Source organism: Streptomyces sp. CA-179760 (assembly GCF_050937045.1).
Taxonomy (GTDB): domain Bacteria; phylum Actinomycetota; class Actinomycetes; order Streptomycetales; family Streptomycetaceae; genus Streptomyces.
The window spans coordinates 502,439-519,309 of the sequence record NZ_JBNJLZ010000001.1 but is presented as its reverse complement, the minus strand read 5'-3'; the positions used below and the strand labels follow the sequence as shown (position 1 = coordinate 519,309).

15 protein-coding genes and 1 pseudogene are annotated in these 16,871 nt (G+C 71.5%); 11 read left to right on the top strand and 5 right to left on the bottom strand.

The window, feature by feature from the left end; translation table 11 throughout:
* Window positions 1–2: 2 nt before the first annotated feature.
* The gene (locus ACQEV8_RS02455; RefSeq protein ID WP_432956947.1) at window positions 3–1,586 is read right to left on the bottom strand and encodes an ABC transporter substrate-binding protein; all 1,584 of its coding nucleotides are present in this window, start codon (window positions 1,584–1,586) and stop codon (window positions 3–5) included.
* A 201-nt stretch (window positions 1,587–1,787) separates the two neighbouring features.
* Here ACQEV8_RS02455 and ACQEV8_RS02450 point away from each other — a divergent pair, with 201 nt between their 5' ends.
* Together ACQEV8_RS02450 and ACQEV8_RS02445 are read left to right on the top strand one after the other, a co-directional pair.
* Window positions 1,788–2,546 carry an IclR family transcriptional regulator gene (locus ACQEV8_RS02450; protein ID WP_432956945.1) on the top strand — a complete coding sequence of 253 codons (759 nt, stop codon included), beginning with the start codon at window positions 1,788–1,790 and terminating at the stop codon, window positions 2,544–2,546.
* A 113-nt stretch (window positions 2,547–2,659) separates the two neighbouring features.
* On the top strand, window positions 2,660–3,886 hold the full coding sequence (locus ACQEV8_RS02445) for a PP2C family protein-serine/threonine phosphatase (protein WP_432956942.1): 1,227 nt from the start codon (window positions 2,660–2,662) through the stop codon (window positions 3,884–3,886).
* Here ACQEV8_RS02445 and ACQEV8_RS02440 read toward each other — a convergent pair.
* Window positions 3,853–5,163 carry an acyltransferase family protein gene (locus tag ACQEV8_RS02440; RefSeq protein WP_432956940.1) on the bottom strand — a complete coding sequence of 437 codons (1,311 nt, stop codon included), beginning with the start codon at window positions 5,161–5,163 and terminating at the stop codon, window positions 3,853–3,855. The two genes, ACQEV8_RS02445 and ACQEV8_RS02440, sit on opposite strands and share 34 nt — an antisense overlap.
* Window positions 5,164–5,247: 84 nt before the next feature.
* Between ACQEV8_RS02440 and ACQEV8_RS02435 the strand changes: the two genes are divergently transcribed.
* Genes ACQEV8_RS02435 through ACQEV8_RS02425 form a run of 3 tightly spaced genes read left to right on the top strand, consistent with a single transcriptional unit; the run spans window position 5,248 to window position 8,967 of the window.
* Window positions 5,248–6,717 (top strand): helix-turn-helix domain-containing protein, encoded by a 1,470-nt coding sequence (locus ACQEV8_RS02435; RefSeq protein ID WP_432956937.1) that lies wholly within the window; start codon window positions 5,248–5,250, stop codon window positions 6,715–6,717.
* A 5-nt stretch (window positions 6,718–6,722) separates the two neighbouring features.
* Window positions 6,723–7,190, top strand: a complete 468-nt coding sequence (locus ACQEV8_RS02430; protein ID WP_432956935.1) for a hypothetical protein — start codon at window positions 6,723–6,725, stop codon at window positions 7,188–7,190.
* A gap of 4 nt (window positions 7,191–7,194) precedes the next feature.
* Window positions 7,195–8,967: a WD40 repeat domain-containing protein gene (locus tag ACQEV8_RS02425; protein WP_432956932.1), complete on the top strand. Its 1,773-nt coding sequence runs from the start codon at window positions 7,195–7,197 to the stop codon at window positions 8,965–8,967.
* 4 nt (window positions 8,968–8,971) lie between these two features.
* On the opposite strand, the gene paaK is transcribed toward ACQEV8_RS02425, so the two are convergent.
* Both paaK and paaI read right to left on the bottom strand, forming a co-directional pair.
* On the bottom strand, window positions 8,972–10,285 hold the full coding sequence (gene paaK, locus ACQEV8_RS02420) for a phenylacetate--CoA ligase PaaK (protein ID WP_432956931.1): 1,314 nt from the start codon (window positions 10,283–10,285) through the stop codon (window positions 8,972–8,974).
* Window positions 10,282–10,695: a hydroxyphenylacetyl-CoA thioesterase PaaI gene (gene paaI, locus ACQEV8_RS02415; protein ID WP_432972344.1), complete on the bottom strand. Its 414-nt coding sequence runs from the start codon at window positions 10,693–10,695 to the stop codon at window positions 10,282–10,284. The genes paaK and paaI overlap by 4 nt, the downstream gene beginning before the upstream one ends.
* A 198-nt stretch (window positions 10,696–10,893) precedes the next feature.
* Between paaI and paaA the strand changes: the two genes are divergently transcribed.
* The 6 genes and pseudogenes from paaA (at window position 10,894) to ACQEV8_RS02385 (ending at window position 14,918) form a co-directional block, all read left to right on the top strand.
* Window positions 10,894–11,880 carry a 1,2-phenylacetyl-CoA epoxidase subunit PaaA gene (gene paaA, locus ACQEV8_RS02410; RefSeq protein ID WP_432956929.1) on the top strand — a complete coding sequence of 329 codons (987 nt, stop codon included), beginning with the start codon at window positions 10,894–10,896 and terminating at the stop codon, window positions 11,878–11,880.
* A complete protein-coding gene (gene paaB, locus ACQEV8_RS02405; RefSeq protein WP_432956928.1) occupies window positions 11,877–12,206 on the top strand; it encodes a 1,2-phenylacetyl-CoA epoxidase subunit PaaB in 330 nt (109 codons plus the stop codon). Before paaA ends, paaB begins: the two co-directional genes overlap by 4 nt.
* Before the next feature lie 11 nt (window positions 12,207–12,217).
* Window positions 12,218–13,045 (top strand): 1,2-phenylacetyl-CoA epoxidase subunit PaaC, encoded by an 828-nt coding sequence (gene paaC / locus ACQEV8_RS02400; protein ID WP_432956926.1) that lies wholly within the window; start codon window positions 12,218–12,220, stop codon window positions 13,043–13,045.
* Window positions 13,039–13,554, top strand: a complete 516-nt coding sequence (paaD, locus tag ACQEV8_RS02395; RefSeq protein WP_432956925.1) for a 1,2-phenylacetyl-CoA epoxidase subunit PaaD — start codon at window positions 13,039–13,041, stop codon at window positions 13,552–13,554. Before paaC ends, paaD begins: the two co-directional genes overlap by 7 nt.
* A pseudogene (gene paaE, locus ACQEV8_RS02390) lies at window positions 13,554–14,668 on the top strand (1,2-phenylacetyl-CoA epoxidase subunit PaaE). Before paaD ends, paaE begins: the two are co-directional and overlap by 1 nt.
* A gap of 22 nt (window positions 14,669–14,690) precedes the next feature.
* Window positions 14,691–14,918, top strand: a complete 228-nt coding sequence (locus ACQEV8_RS02385) for a hypothetical protein (protein ID WP_432956923.1) — start codon at window positions 14,691–14,693, stop codon at window positions 14,916–14,918.
* Window positions 14,919–15,083: 165 nt separating this feature from the next.
* On the opposite strand, the gene ACQEV8_RS02380 is transcribed toward ACQEV8_RS02385, so the two are convergent.
* Entirely contained in the window at window positions 15,084–16,709 is a 1,626-nt protein-coding gene (locus tag ACQEV8_RS02380; RefSeq protein WP_432956921.1) for a PucR family transcriptional regulator, read from the bottom strand.
* Between the last annotated feature and the right edge of the window lie 162 nt (window positions 16,710–16,871).

The window sequence follows — 16,871 nt, the reverse complement described above, 5'->3', positions numbered from 1 at the left end:
GGTCAGGCCCCCTTCAGGCCGATGCCGAGGTAGTCGAACTCGAAGCCGTGCTCGGCGTAGCCGCGCACCTTGCGCGAGATGCCCACGAGCCGGTCGGCGAACATCGGGGTCATCGCGCCGCCCTTGTCGATCACCCAGGTCTGCGCCTCGCCGTAGAGGTCACGGCGCCTGGCGTCGTCGGTCTCGGCACGCGCCCGGTCGAGCAGCGCGTCGAAGCCCTTGTCGGACCAGGCGGTCTCGTTGTACGAGGAGCCGCCGCGGAAGACCTGGTTGAAGAGCTGGTCGACGGGCCGGCCGGTGTACCAGTAGGTGGCCATCAGCGGCTGCTTCATCCAGATCTGCGTGTAGTACGAGTCCGCCGACGCCGTCTTGACGCGGATCCGGATGCCCGCCCGCTTCGCCGACTCCTGGTAGGCGAGCGCCATGGGCGTGAAGAGGGGGTCGTACGCGGAGGTGTACAGGTCGACAGCCAGGTCCTCGTGGCCCGCCTTCCTCAGCAGGTACCGCGCCTGCTCCGGATCGTGCTCGGGGTGCGCGGAGATGTGCGCCGGGTCGTCCGGGGGCACCGGGTTGTCCCAGCCGGGCCTGCCCGCGCCCTGCAGCGCGGCCTTCACGACGTGCTCGGGGTCGTAGGCGAGCTTCATCGCCCGGCGGACGCGGACGTCGGTGAAGGGCTTGTCGGTGGTGAGCATCGGCAGCACGTACCACTGGCCGTTCTTCACCCGGGCGATGGTGGCGCGGTCGGAGGCGGCCACGACACGGGCGGTGGCGAAGTCCAGGTTGGTCTGGGACAGCAGGTCGACCTGCCCGGCGAGCAGGGCGTTCGATCGGGCCGACATGTCCGCGACCGAGTAGAAGGCGATCGCGTCGAGCACGGGGCGGCCCGCCCAGTGGTCCTTGTACGCGGTGACGCGGCCGGGGCCCGCCGGTGCGAAGGACTCCAGCTTGAAGGGGCCGGTGCCGATGCCGGTGCGGCCGATGGACTTCCCGCTGCCCTCGGGGACGACGTAGCAGTTGTAGTGCGTGAGCAGGCTCGGGAACTCGGCGTTCGGAGCCTTCAGCGGCACGACGAGGGTGTGGGCGTCGGGGGTGCGCAGCCGCCCCGGGTCGACGAGGGGGGCGAGGACGCCGGCCTGCGGGGACGCCGTGGCCTTGTCCAGGATGTGCCGCAGCGTGTAGGCGGCGTCGGCGGACGTGAAGGCCCGGCCGTCGTGGAAGGTGACGCCCTTGCGGAGCCGGAAGGTCCAGGTGCGCGCCGCGTCGTCCGGCTCCCAGGACTCGGCGAGGTCGGGAGCCGGCTCGCCGTCGGCGCCGATGCGGACCAGCCGGTTGTAGAGAGCGCCCAGGTATTCGTAGGCGGACAGGGAGCTCGCCGGGTCGAGGGTCTCGGCATCGGAGGCGGGCGGACGGGCGATCCTCAGGGTTCCGCCGCGGTCGGGCGCGCCGCGCTGGGCGGCGGCCGGCAGGACGGGTGCGGCGGTGGCGCCCGAGCAGCCGGACAGCAGCCAGGACGCGCCGAGCGAGGCCGCACAGGCGGTGCCGGCGGCGAGCACCGAGCGACGCCCTGGGTGGTGCGTGCCGGACATGAAACCGACCTTCCCTGTCGCTATTCGTTCACTGAACGATTGAGTGAAGTCCGTGAACGATAGCGAGCAGGCTGTTTCAAGCCAACCCTTCGGGCTGTGAAGAAGTCGTCACAAACGCGACGGCGGCCCCGGGCCCGGGGGTGAGCCGGGTCGGATGCCCGGCCGCCTTGCCCCTCCCTGCGCCTGACGCAGGCTGGTCCTATGGCTGAGCAAGCCGGCCCTACGCTGATCACGTCCGTCCAGCGGGCCATGCGCCTGCTGGAGGCGGTCGGCGCGCACGAGAACGGCGCGCCGGCGAAGCAGCTGGCGCGGGAGACGGGCCTGCCCCTGGCCACCGCCTATCACCTGCTGCGGACCCTGGTCCACGACGGGTACGTGCGGAAGCTGGACGACGGCGGGTTCGTCCTCGGCGACAAGCTGCAGACCCTGAAGTCCACCGGCCGTGCCCAGGCGCTGCTGAACCGGGTCCGGCCCACGCTCGCCGCGCTGCGGGACGAGCTCACGTCCGCCGCCTACCTCACCTTCTACGAGGAGGGCGAGATCCGGGTCGCCGAGATCGTCGACGGCCCCGGGACGCCCCGCGTCGATCTCTGGGTGGGCTTCGAGGACGCGGGACACGCGACCGCGCTCGGCAAGTCCGTGCTCCGGGAGCTGGACGTCGAGGCCCGCAGGGACTACCTCTCCCGCCACCAGCTCGCCGACCTCACGCCGCGCACGATCACCAGCCTGCCGGAACTGCTCCGGCGGCTGGAAACCGCCCCCATGGCCCCGGCCGTCACGGACCTGGAGGAGTACGCCCTCGGCACGGTCTGCGTCGCCGTCCCGATCTACAGCGGGGACACCGTCGGTTCCCTCGGCGTCTCACTCCCGGTGAACCGGCTGTCCCGTCTGCAGGAGGCCCGGGAGCGGCTGCTCCCGACCGCGAGCCGGGTGACCCGGAGCCTCTCGCTCACTATCTGAAATTCCGCTCCTTGCCGGTGCCCCGGTCACCCTTTTTCTGGATAAATCAGACATTTAAGGGGTGTGCTCCCGGACTCGCACCCCGCGCACAGGTGAGGGACACGGATAAGAACATGAGCCATGCGCGTGACCTTGGTGCCGACCACCGGCCTGCGGGGCCGTCCAGAAGCCGAGTCGCCGGTGCCGGGGATTCGGCCCGCAGCCGCGCCTTCGCGCAGCTGGCCGCCGGTATGCCCGTCCTGCCCGTCCTGCCTGTACTGGTCGTCACAGCCGTCCTGCTCGCCGACCTCGCCGATGGCGGCGCGGGGATGATCTGGCTGCCCCTGCTCGCCGCCGGCCCCGCCCTCGCGGCCACGACCAACGGGCCGCGCGGTGTCGTCTGCGTGGGCCTCCTCGCCGCGGTGCTCGGCGCGCTGCTCGGAGTCCGGGACGGCGTTCCGAGCCGTGAACTGGCCGCGGTGCTGTCGGCTCTGATGGCCGTCACGCTCGCGAGCGGCCTGGCCAGTGTCCTGCGCGGGCGCCGGGAACGGGTGCTCGCTGCCGTCCGCTCGGTCGCGGAGACCGCCCAGCACGCGCTGCTCAGGCCCGTACCGGCGAACGTCGGCCCCTTCCAGGTGGCCGTCCGCTACAGCGCCGCGGCCGCCGAGGCCCGCATCGGCGGCGACCTCTACGCCCTGATCCCCACCCGGCACGGGGTGCGGCTGATCGTCGGCGATGTACGTGGCAAGGGGCTGCCCGCCGTGGGGACGGCCGCGCTGGTGCTGGGTGTCTTCCGCGAGGCCGCCCATGACGAGGCCGACCTGCTCGCCGTGGTCGAGAGGATCGAGCGCAGCCTGGCGCGCAATCTCGGCCACGACGACTTCGTGACCGCCATCGTCGCCGGATATCCGGAGCCCGGGCAGCTGGAAGTGGTGAACTGCGGGCACACGCCCCCGCTGCTGGTGAGCGCCTCTGGGAGTGTCACCCCGGTCGAGCCCGATCTGCCGTCCCCGCCCCTCGGCCTGCGAGCCCTGGCCGGCCACGCGCCCGGCCTCCAGTCACTCCCGTTCACCGACGGCGACCAGCTGCTGCTCTACACCGACGGCGTCACCGAGGCCCGCGACCACGGCCGGGCCTTCTACCCGCTCGCGGAAGGACTGGAGCGCCATGTCTCCCACGAGCCGGCCCGCACCCTCGGGGCACTCCACGACGAACTGCTGGCCCACGTCGGCGGACGGCTGCACGACGACGCGGCCCTGCTCCTGATCCGCAAGCCGGCCGCATCCGAGGCAGGCGTCGCGGCGGCGATCGACCCGGGCAGCACGGTTCAGGTTCCGGCGTGCGAGGCGGGGTGCCGCTGACGCTCGTCGCGTGACCGCAGGCGGCGGGTGAGCCGGCGGCCCCAGGCCTGGCCGGGCACTTCGACACAACGGTAGGTCAGCAGACACAGAGGCAGCAGCACGCCGAAGAACGCCACTTCCAGCGCAGGACTGTCCTGCCGCCGTCGGCCCATCGTGCTGTCGATCACTGCCAGCAGGACCGGATGCACCAGATAGACCGAGTAGCTGATCGTTCCCAGTCCGGCCAGCATCCGCGGCATGCGCCGCCGGCGCCACCACAGCCCGGCGCCGGCCAGCATCCGCGGCATGCGCCGCCGGCGCCACCACAGCCCGGCGCCGAAGGTGAGCACGGCCAGCAGGAACGCGACGATCCAGCCGCGCCGCGTGAAGTGGTCACCGTCGCCGTACCAGGAGGCACTCCCCACGGCACATGCGACCACCAGGAGAGCGATTCCGGCCGTCTCGCGCCAGGTGCTCCGACCGTGCTCGGCACGGTGGACGGCGGTGCCGAGGAACATCACGGCGACAATCACCAGGCCCTCCCACAGCGGGACCGTGCCGTTGAACAGGACCAGGACGAACGCCAGGACCCCGCCCAGCACACCCCCGGACACCCGCAGCGCGGGTGAGCCGGAACTCGCGCAGCCGATGGCGACCACCATGGCGATCGAGGCGAACGCGATCAGCGGGCCCGCGCCGACCAGGCCCGACAGAGCGGAGACCGGCAGCACCACCCCTGCCGCCACGCTCACGGCGGCGAGCCCGGCCAGGACGACCGAGACCGCCGCGGACCGCTGGTGCAGACGGACCGTGAACAGAGCGACGACCAGCAGGTAGAAGGACATCTCGTACGAGAGCGTCCACAGGACGAGCAGGAGATTGGGTGTCCCCAGTAACTCCTGGAGCATCGTGGCGTGGGCGACCGCCGCGGTGATGGCGTTCTGCCCACCGAAGTCACGCAACTCCACGACGCCTATGAGACTGAGGGCGAGAAGTGCGGCGACGACGGCCGCCCACAGCGGATACACGCGGCAGATCCGTCCGACCCAGAACGTCCGTACACAGCCCCGGCGTTCCAGCGAGGCCGGGATGATGTAGCCGCTCACCAGGAAGAACACCATGATGCCGTAGCGGCTGGTGTTGAACTCCGGCATCAGCTCCCGCCGGAACTCCGGCATGAAGGTGTACGACGAGTGGTCGAACACCACGACGAGCGCCGCGATGCCGCGCAACGCGTCCAGCCAGCCCAACCGCGAGGGACGCGTCGGGAAGGCGGGGACGAGGGGTGGGGATTCCATGCGGCCGAGTTCAGCGGCTGGATCATTGTCCGGCAGTACCGTTCTGGCGGCCTGACAATGAGGCGGGCCGGAGGGGGGGTAGGCGTGGCGGGGCGTCATGAGGTGCCGGTGGATCCGGCGGCGGGTCCGGTGCAGCGGTTCGCGTTCGAGTTGCGCGAGCTGAGGGCTCAGGCGAACGGGATCACCTACCGGGCGCTGGCACAGCGGGCGGGCTACTCGGTGACCACGCTGGCGCAGGCGGCGGGAGGCGAGCGGCTGCCGACGCTGCCGGTGGCCCTCGCCTATGCGGAGGCGTGCGGCGGAGACCAGGCCGAATGGGAGGCCCGGTGGAAGGAGGCGGTGGAGGAGTCCGCCGCCGACGACTCCCGGGACGACGGCCGATCTCTCCCGCCGTACCGGGGACTGGGACGGTTCGAGACCGGGGACAGCGGTCTGTTCTTCGGCCGGGAACAGCTCACCGCCGACCTGGTCGAGCTGTTGCGCCGGCGGCGGTTCGCCGCGGTCTTCGGCCCCTCCGGCAGCGGCAAGTCGTCCCTGTTACGGGCCGGCCTGATACCCGTGCTCCGGCACGCCCAGGAGCCGGACCTGCGCCCGGCCGCGATCCGGATCCTGACGCCGGGCGAACGCCCCGCCCGCACCCACACATCTGTGTCGATCCCCGCAACACCCCACGACGGCAGCGCCGGAGCGGACACCGTCCTGATAGTCGACCAGTTCGAGGAGGTCTTCACGCTCTGCCACGACCCGGCCGAACGCGCTCGCTTCATCGACCTGCTGCTGAGGGCCCGGCAGCCCGAGAGCCGCCTGCGCGTGCTGCTCGCGGTGCGCGGCGACTTCTACGGCCGCTGCGCCGAGCACCGGGACCTGGCCGACGCACTGCGCGATGCCAACCTCCTGGCCGGAGCGATGAGCCGGGCGGAACTGCGGGCAGCCGTCGTCAAACCGGCCCAGACCACAGGACTCACCGTCGAACGCGCCCTCACCGCCCGGCTGGTCGAGGAGGTCGCCGACGCGCCGGGCGGACTGCCGCTGCTGTCCCACGCGTTGCTGGAGACCTGGCGCCGCCGCCGTGGCAAGACGATGACCCTGGCGGGGTACGAGGCGGCGGGACGCCTGGACGGCGCGATCGCCAGGACCGCAGAGGAGGTGTACGGCCGGTTCACCGAAGACCAGGCGACTGCCGCCCGCCGAGTGCTGCTGCGCCTGATCGCCCCCGGTGACGGCACTCCTGACACCCGCCGTCCCGTCGACCGCGCTGAACTGCCCGGCACCGGCCGGGACGACATGGCCCGGGTGGTCGACGCGCTCGCCGGGGCGCGGCTGCTCACCCTGGACGGCGACACGGTCGAGATGGCCCACGAGGCCCTGATCACGGCCTGGCCCCGGCTGCGCGGGTGGATCGAGGACGATCGCGAACGCCTGCGTGTGCACCGGGACCTGACCGAGGCGGCCCATGCCTGGGAGGAACTGGGGCGTGAAGAGGGCGCGTTGTGCCGGGGAGCCGGCTCGCCGCCGCCCAGGAACACTTCGGTGACGCACCGCGCGATGACCTGACCGACTTGGAGCAGGCCTTCCTCGACGCCAGTCGTGTGCACGAGCAGAAGGGGCGTCGCCGGTACCGGCTGGTGCTCGGCGCGGTCACCGCTGCGTTGTGCCTTGCGCTCGTGGCTGCGGGGCTTGCGGTGGGGCAGTGGGAGAGTGCGGTGCGTGCCCAGCACGTGGCCCAGGCACGGCAGTTGGCTGCCGAGTCCAGTGCTCTGCTGGACTCTGACCCCGATCTCGCCTCGCTTCTTGCTGTCCATGCCTACCGCACCAGTCCGACGCGTGAAGCAGCCGCCGCTCTGTATGACGCCGCGGCGTTACCGTTGCGCAAGCGCCTCGTCAGTGGCAACGAACCCGTGCATTCCCTCGCCGTCAGCACGGACGGACGTACCGTCGCCACTCACAGCAAAGACGGCAAAGTGCGGATCTGGGAACTGCCCGGGGGGGCGGCTCAGACATACGTTCACTGGCCCCGGCAGCAGTGAAGTCGTGGCGCTCAGCGCCGACGGACGCACGCTCGCCGTCGCGACCTTCAGTGGCGCCGACACCGTGATCGGTCTGTGGGATCCGGCCACGGGCAGGAGAATCAGTACGTTCACCGTCCTCGACGACACCGTAGGCCACATGGTGTTCAGCCCTGACGGGCGTACCGTGGCAGCCGCATCCGCGACGGCGGTACGGACGTGGGACGTGGCCACCGGCCGCTCGCGGCACAGCTTCACCAGCGACTCCCCAAAGGCGGTCGCCTTCAGCTCAGACGGACACACTGTCGTCGCGGCAAGCTACAGCGGACAGGTGCGGACGTGGGACGTGGCCACTGGCCGCGCTCGGACCGCCCACGAGAGCCCGATCGATGGCTCTGCCGTGGCCGTCAGCCCTGACGGCCGGACCTACGCTGTAGTCCGCACCGACAGGTCGGTGCAACTGCGGGACGTGGTCACCGGCAGAGTCCGGCGCACCATCAGTGACGGTCCCATCGAGGTGAACGAGGTGGCCTTCGCTCCGGACGGGCGCACACTCGCCATCAGGGGCGGTGAGGACACGGTGCGACTGTGGGATATCGCGTCCGGCGCGGCGCTGGGCACCATGACCGCAGGACATCGTGGACGGTGGTTGACGAACGTGGCCCTCGGCGCGGACGGCCGCACTGTGGTGACCCGTAGCAGACGGGACCCCGCAATCCGTATCCACCGCCTGTCCGCCGATCACCCGCAACGCACGCTGCCAGGCCATGCAGATACGTTCATCACCGACATCGCATTCAGTCCCGACGGAAACACGGTGACCGCGGTTCGTCAAGCACCGCCCGGCCGTGGGGCGGTACAGCTGTGGGACACAAGGACCGGCGATCGCGACGGCCCACTGACGCTCGACACCGAACCGGCTCCCCGGGGAAAGCAGTTGCCGGACATGGTTCACCGCTTCGGAGCTGTGGGATTCAGTCCGACCGGACGCGCCCTGGCCGCCCGGGCCACCAAGAACGAGGTGATCGAAGTCCGGGAGGTGACCACGGGCCGCCTTCTGCAAAGCCGGGCCCTGCGCAACATCCACACGGCGGTCTTCAGCCCCGATGGGAGACGGCTCGCCGTCGTCGGCCATGACGGATCGGTGCGGATCTGGAACCTGTCGACCGGCGCACTGCGCACCGCCTACCCGGGCCACGGCGAACCCGTCAGGACGCTGGCGTTCGCCCCGGACGGCCGCACACTCGCCGTCGCGCACATCAGGGAAGGCCACGAACAGGTCAAGCTGCTCGACGCAGCCACTGGCCGGACCCATCGCACCATCGAGCCGAGCGCCGGGGACCTGCTGTCCCTCGCGTTCAGCCCGAACGGCCACACTCTGGCCACCGCAGGCAGACCCAGGGGAACCGTGAAGACGTGGAACGCCCGCACCGGTCAGCTCCAGGACAGCTTCAACGTCAGGAGTGAAGTGGCGGCGCTGGCCTTCAGCACCGATGGACGTACCCTGGCTGCGAGCCATGCAAGAGGAGTCCACCTCTGGGACCTCTCCACCAGCCAGATCAGAAGAACCCTGCCGGCCCGCTCGCGCGCAGCGGCGGTGACGTTCAGCCCGGACGGGCACACCCTGGCCATCAGCGCGGGCACCTCCGTCGAGCTGTGGAACATCGACCTCCCCGACCCGGCACGCGCGATCCGCGACATCTGCGCGGCCATCGACACCACGCTCACCCCGCTGGAACGGACCCGCTACCTGCCCGACCAGGCCGCCGAGACCGGGTGCCCGGAGGCCGGGCGATAGGACGTCACCGCAGATCCTTCACCCGCCGCAGCTTGCCGACCGACCGCTCCAGCGTCTCCGGCTCGACGATCGCCACGTCGACCGTGACGCCGACGCCGTCCTTGACGTCCTGCGCGATCGCGCGGGCGGCGGCCTCGCGCAGCTCGGTTGGCGTGCCCGGGCGGCTCTCGACGTGGACGGTCATGTGGTCCATGCGGCCACGCCGTGTCAGCTGGATCTGGAAGTGCGGGGCGACGCCGGGCGTGCGCAGGACGATCTCCTCGATCTGGCTGGGGAAGACGTTCACCCCGCGCAGGATGATCATGTCGTCGCAGCGGCCGGTGATCTTCTGGATGCGCCGGAAGGCGGGCCGGGCCGTGCCGGGCAGCAGCCGGGTCAGGTCGCGGGTGCGGTAGCGGACGACCGGCAACGCCTCCTTGGTGAGGGAGGTGAAGACCAGCTCGCCCTCCTCGCCCTCGGGCAGCACCTCACCCGTGATCGGGTCGACTACCTCGGGAAGGAAGTGGTCCTCCCAGACGTGCAGGCCGTCCTTGGTCTCCACGCACTCCTGCGCGACCCCCGGGCCGATCACCTCGGACAGGCCGTATATGTCGACGGCGTGGAGGTCCATGCGCTCCTCGATCTCGCGGCGCATCTCCTCCGTCCAGGGCTCGGCGCCGAAGATGCCCACCCGCAGGGAGGTGGAGCGTGGGTCGACGCCCTGGCGCTCGAACTCGTCGAGGAGCGTCAGCATGTAGGACGGCGTGACCATGATGATCTCGGGCCCGAAGTCCTGGATGATCTGCACCTGGCGGGCGGTCATGCCACCGGAGGCCGGGATCACCAGACACCCGGCGCGCTCGGCGCCGTAGTGTGCGCCGAGGCCTCCGGTGAACAGGCCGTATCCGTAGGAGATGTGCACCTTGTGGCCGGGGCGTCCGCCGGCGGCGCGGATCGAGCGGGCCACCAGGTCCGCCCACATCGACACATCGTTCTCCGTGTAGCCGACGACTGTGGGGCGGCCCGTGGTGCCGCTGGAGGCGTGCACGCGGCTGACCTGGTCCATGGGGACGGCGAACATGCCGAACGGGTAGGTGTCGCGCAGATCGGCCTTGGTCGTGAAGGGGAACCGGGACAGGTCCTCCAGCGACCGGCAGTCGTCGGGTGTGACCCCGGCGGCGTCGAACTTCTTCCGGTACGTCTCGACGTTGTCGTAGGCGTGCCGCAGACTCCGGCGCAGCCGGTCGAGCTGGAGCTCCCGCAGCTGCCCGCGGGTGAGGCGCTCGGCGTCGTCCAGCAGATCGTGGGGGAGGGGCTCGCCCCGCCGCTGCCCGGTCATCGCGACTCCTTCGATGTCGTACTCGCGGCCGTACCGGTGCTCGCGCTCCCGATGGTGCGGCTGCGGCCCCGGAACTCCGCGATCACCTCGTCGCCCCGCAGCACGCTCACGTCGTAGAGGCCGCTGCGGCCGAACCGGGTGCGTTGCTCGGCCCGCGCCACGAGCACGTCGCCCTCGTACGCCGGGGCCACGAAGGTGACGTCGGCCCCGGCCGCGACCGTCACCGGGCCGTGGCTGTTGCAGGCACAGGCGAAGGCGCTGTCGGCGAGCAGGAAGACATAGCCCCCGTGGGCGATGCCGTGCCCGTTCACCATCCCCGGGGTCACGGTCATCCGGAGCACGGCGGTCCCCTCGCCCTGCTCGAGCAGCTCGACACCGAGCCCGCGTGAGGCCTGGTCCGCGGCGAACATCGCCTCCGCGGCCGGTGTCGCGTCAGCGGTATGGGTCACCTCTCGCACCACCTTGTCTACCGACCGAACATTCGGTTAGCTTCGGCGTTGTCAAGTAATCCCATCCGCTCCGCGCATGTCAAGGGTCGGGGGCTTACCAAGGCGCCCGGGCCTGTCCTATCATGGACCGAACGAATGGTCGGTTGGGAAGTGGGACGGATGGATACGACACGCTCCAGCCCCGCTGGGACGGACGGCGCCGAGCCGGTTCTCCAGCAGCACTTCGACGCGACGATCGCGCGGGACCAGCGGATCGAGCCGCGCGACTGGATGCCGGAGGGCTACCGCAAGACACTGATCCGTCAGATCGCGCAGCACGCGCACTCGGAGATCATCGGCATGCAGCCGGAGGGCGAGTGGATCACCCGCGCGCCGTCGCTGCGCCGCAAGGCCATTCTCTTCGCGAAGGTCCAGGACGAGGCCGGGCACGGGCTGTACCTGTACTCGGCGGCGGAGACGCTGGGCGCGGACCGCGCGGATCTCACGGAGCGGCTGATCGAGGGCCGCCAGAAGTACTCGTCGATCTTCAACTACCCCACGCTGAGCTTCGCGGACGTCGGGGTGATCGGCTGGTTCGTGGACGGTGCCGCGATCTGCAACCAGGTGCCGCTGTGCAGGTCGTCGTACGGGCCGTACGCGCGCGCGATGGTGCGGATCTGCAAGGAGGAGTCGTTCCACCAGCGGCAGGGCTACGAGCTGCTGATGACGATGATGGGCGGCACCGCGGCGCAGCGGGAGATGGTGCAGGACGCGGTGGACCGCTGGTGGTGGCCGTCGCTGATGATGTTCGGCCCGCCCGACGATGCCTCGCCCAACTCGGCGCAGTCGATGGCCTGGAAGATTAAGCGGCACAGCAACGACGAACTGCGCCAGCGTTTCGTCGACATGACCGTCCCGCAGGCCGAGAAGCTCGGCGTGACGCTCCCGGACCCGGAGCTGCGCTGGAACGACGAGCGGGGACGCCACGACTTCGGCACTCCCGACTGGGACGAGCTGATGCGGGTCATCAAGGGTGACGGCCCCTGCAACGCCCAGCGGACGGAACGACGCCGCACGGCCCACGAGGAGGGCGCCTGGGTGCGCGAGGCGGCCACCGCCCACGCCGCCAAACAGGCGGCCCGCGCACAGAAGGGAGCGGTGGCATGACCCCCGAGAAGCCGTCCGAGGAACCGTCCGTGAAGCCGTCCGGCAAGCAGGGCTGGCCGCTGTACGAGGTGTTCGTGCGCGGCAAGCGCGGCCTGAACCACGTCCACGTGGGCTCGCTGCACGCCGCCGACGACCGCATGGCGCTCACCCACGGCCGCGACCTGTACACGCGGCGCAACGAGGGCGTCAGCATCTGGGTGGTGCGGTCCGAGCACATCACCGCCTCGACCCGGGACGAGAAGGACCCGTTCTTCGAGCCCAGCGCCGACAAGGTCTACCGCCACCCGACCTTCTACGACATCCCCGACGACGTCCCGCACATCTGAAGGAGAGGGGCATGAGTGACGACCACGTCTATCTGACCCTCGCCGAGGGACACGAGGACGACACCCGCTGGGCCTACGGCACCGGCTTCGAGGACCCCTTGCACGGCGTCGACACGGCCGTGCCCGACGGCGTCGACGCCGGTGAACTGGCCGCTCTCTGCGTCACCCTGGCCGACGACGCCCTGGTCTCGGCCCAGCGGCTCGCCGAGTGGACCACCCTGGCACCCGAGCTGGAGGAGGAGGTGGCCCTGGCCAACATCGGACTCGATCTGCTCGGCCAGGCCCGTCTGCTCTACGCCCGCGCGGGCCAGGTCGACGGCACCGGCCGCGGCGAGGACGCCTACGCCTACTTCCGGGACGCCGGCGACTTCCGCAACGTACGCCTGGCCGAACTGCCGGGCGGCGACTTCGCGTTCTCGACCGTACGGCTGCTGCTGTTCGCCAGTTGGCGCCTCGCGTGCTTCGAGCGGCTCACCGCCCACCGGGACCCGGTGCTCGCGGCGATCGCCGCCAAGGGCGTGAAGGAGCTGGCGTACCACCGGCAGTACGCGGCAGAGTGGGTGGTGCGCCTCGGCGACGGCACCGAGGAGTCGCACCGCCGGACGCGCCGGGCCCTGGAACAGGTGGCACCGTATCTGGGCGAGCTGTTCACGGCGTACGACGTACGGGACGAGGTCGTCGCCGTGATGCGCCAGGTCACCGAGGCGGCCGGACTGCCCATGCCTGTCTACCGGCCGCTCCCCGGCTCGGGCCGCACCGGGGAGCACACCGAGCATCTCGCTCCGCTGCTGGCCGAGTTGCAGGGCATCGCCCGCGCCCACCCGGAGGCGGCATGGTGACGACGCTCCTGGACGCGCGGCGGGCCCGGCGCATCGCCGAGGAGGTGCCCGACCCCGAGCTGCCCATGCTCACCCTGGCCGACCTCGGAGTGCTGCGCGACGTGTCCCTGAACCCGGACGGCACGGTGGTCGCGAGCCTCACTCCGACCTATTCGGGCTGCCCGGCGATGGCGGAGATGCGCGCCGCGGTGGCCGCCCGGCTCCGGGACGCGGGCTACGCGCGCGTGGAGATCCGCACCGTCCTCGACCCGCCCTGGACCAGCGACTGGATCACCCCGGCCGGCCGGCGCAAGCTCACCGAGCACGGCATCGCCCCGCCCGGTCCCGCGCCCGCCCGCACCACCGGCCCGGTCCCGCTCGTACTGTCGCCGGCCCGCCGCTCGGTGCCCTGCCCCCGCTGCGGTTTCCACGACACCGAGGAGACCTCCCGCTTCGCCGCCACGTCCTGCAAGTCCCTGTGGCGCTGCCTCGCCTGCCGCGAGCCGTTCGAGTACGTCAAGGAGATCTGATGGACGACCTGATGGAGCCGGCCCCCGCCCCGGCGGCACGCGCGCGTGCCCGCCGACGTCCGGTCTTCCACCCCCTGCGGGTCGCCGACGTGCGGCCGCTGTGCGAGGACGCGGCCGCCGTCAGCTTCGACATCCCGGCCGAGCTGGCCGAGGAGTTCGCCTTCGAGCCCGGCCAGTCGCTCACCCTGCGGCGCGACATCGACGGCCGGGACGAGCGCCGCTCGTACTCGATCTGCTCACCCGCCGGCACCGCCCCGCACATCGGCGTCCGGGTCGTACCGGGCGGACTGTTCTCCTCCTGGCTGGTGCGCGACGTACGCCCCGGCGACACCGTCGAGGTGATGGCACCCACCGGCGCCTTCACGCCCGACCTCACCGCCCCCGGCCACCACGTCCTGATCGCGGCCGGTTCCGGCATCACGCCCATGGTCTCCATCGCCGAGTCCGTCCTGGCCGCCGACTCCCGCTCGACGGTCACCCTCCTCTACGGCAACCGCCGCACCGGCACCGTGATGTTCGCCGACGAGCTCGCCGACCTGAAGGACCTGTATCCGACGCGGTTCCAGCTCGCCCATGTCCTCTCCCGCGAGCCCCGCGAGGCCGAGGTGCTCTCCGGCCGCCTCGACGCCGACCGGCTGTCGGCCCTCGTCGACGCGCTGGTGGACGTGGACTCCGCCGACCACTGGTGGCTGTGCGGCCCGCACGGCATGGTGCGCGCCGCCCAGCAGGTCCTGACCGGCCTCGGCGTGCCCGCCGACCGCGTCCACCAGGAGCTGTTCTACGCCGACGACGAGCCCGTGCGCGAGGTCCACCACGCCGAGACCGGCCCGACCGGCCCGGTCAGCCAGGTCACCGTCACCCTCGACGGCCGCTCCACGACCTCCGCCCTCCCCGGGAACGGAGCATCCTCGAAGGCGCCCAGCAGACCCGCCCGGACCTGCCGTTCGCCTGCAAGGGCGGCGTCTGCGGCACCTGCCGCGCCCTCGTCACCGACGGCAAGGCCGACATGCGGCGCAACTTCGCCCTCGAACCGGCCGAAGTCGACGCGGGCTACGTCCTCACCTGCCAGTCGTTCCCGGTCTCCGAAACCCTGACGGTGGACTTCGACACCTGAGCCGCCCGTCGCCTTCTCACACGTGGGTGCTTCTCAGCGGGACTCCACTTCGCCCGAACACTCCTGCGGCACAGCCACGCTCCCGACGACGACCGACTGGTACGAGACGTCCGGCGAGGCGTCGATCATGTCCTGCTGCTCGCGCCTGGCCTCGGCCCGGGCCTGCTCGATGGAGTCGTGGATCTCCTGGCAGTCCTACGCACCGGTCGGTGTGGCCTCCCGGGCCGGGGAGTTCGAATCAGCCGTGTAGGAAGCGGAGTTGAGAGTGGCGGTGGCGGCGAGCCCGGCCAGGCACGCCCCCGCCCAGACGGTGATGATCCGCCGGCGGGTATTCAAGTGCTGCCCCTTCCACCGCGCTCGACCTTCATCGAACCCCCCTCGAGAGATGATGCCGACGCCTTGGCAGAGGCATCTTTCACCCGGCGCGCAGAACGCGCAACGCCGTGAGCGCCACGTGGAGTTCGGTCCGCCGCTCCCCGGATTCCAGGTCGGAGTCGAGGAGGCGTTCGATGGTGCGCAGGCGCTGGTACATGGTCTCCCTGGACAGGCCGCCGCGACGGGCCGCTGTGGTCTTGTTGCCGGCGGCGTCGAGGTAGTGGCCCAGCGTCGTGAGCAGGTCGGTGCCGTGCCGGGTGTCGTGGTCGATGAGCCGGCCGAGGCGGCGCTCCGTGTAGTCCTGGACGCGCGTGTCCTCGCGCAGGGCGTACAGCAGGCGGCGCAGATCGATGTCCGGCAGCTCGTGGAAGGAACGGTCCGGGGGGAGGGGCTGGCCGGGCGGGGTGGCCTCTATGACACGGGCTGCCTCGCGGAAGGAGCGTGCCGTGCCGGCGAGGTCCGCCACCTCCGAGCCCACACCGACGATCGCCCCCGGGGCCAGACCCAGCGCGGTACGGCACAGCCGTTCCGCCACGGGGCGCCAGGGCCGGTCGGGGCGCAGGGCGGGCAGGATGCCGAGACGCCCGGGGGCGAGCTCGCCGACGAGGGCCGGAATCCCCGCCGACCGGAGCTCGCCGTGCAGCCGGGCCTCCAGCTCACCTCCCTCGGCACCCGGGCCCAGGTCGACGAGGATCGCCAGAAAGGCGACGCCTTCCGTGGGCAGGCCCAGCGCGGCGCAGCGGGCACGGGCGTCCTCGGGGGAGTGGTGGCGCTGCTCCGCCAGCTCCCGCAGGGCGGTGCGGTGAGCCGTGTGCTCCCAGGGCGTGGCGTGGATGAGCCGGGCGACGGTCAGGGCCATGGCCGTCCGCTCCAGGACGGTGATGTGCTCCGGCCCGAAGGCCGGTTGGCCGTCGGCGGGGGCCTGGAGCATGGCCAGGCGGCCCCAGCGTTCGCCCTGGTAGGAGACGGGCGCGGTGAGCCAGCCCTCCGGGCCGCCCGCCCCGGTGTGGTCGTCGGGCCCGGTGGCCCGGGAGCGCTGTTCCCAGTCGCCGAGCGCCTCCTCCACCGTGGTCCCCGACGGTTCGCAGATCAGTGCCTGGTGCACCAGGTTCTCCAGGACGACCGTGCGGCCGCTCATCTCCGCCGCCGCGCGCACCACGTCCTCCGGTCCCGCGCCGCGCAGGGTCAGCGCGGTGAACGCCTCGTGGATCCGCTGCGTCCGGCGCATCGCGTCGGCCTGGCTGCCGAGGATGAGGGCGTGGACGACCTGGGTGACCTCCAGGAAGTTGACGTCCCGCGCGAGGGTGATCAGCGGCAGCCCCCGGGCGTGGCAGGCCTGGACGAGGGCGTCGGGCGGCCGGTGGTAGCGCCGCACCAGCTCGATGACCAGGGCGGCCGCGCCCACATCCGTGAGTTCGTCGACGTACCGCCGGACCCCCGCCGTGTCGTCGGGCAGGGGCATGCCCGTGGTGAGGACCAGCTCGCCGCCCTTGAGGAAGGACGCCGGGTCCGTCAGCTCGGTGATGTGCACCCAGCGCACCGGCCGGTCCAGCCCGGCCGGCCCGGTGACGACCTGGGGCTGCCCGGCTGCCAGGACGGGCAGGGCCAGGACGTCGGCGACGGTCGGTGCGTGTCCGGCCGGGGCCTTCGGACGGTTCTCGTTCAAGGTGTCTCCCTGCTTGCCCGGTCACTCTGACAAGCGGCACTGACCTGCGCAAGAGCTGTCCACGGGAGGGACGGGCGGGATCAGGGGGGTCCGGTGGTTGACACAACGTCCGAACAACGCGTTCCGGCTGGACAGATCACGCGTTGTCGCGTCCCGCTGCGG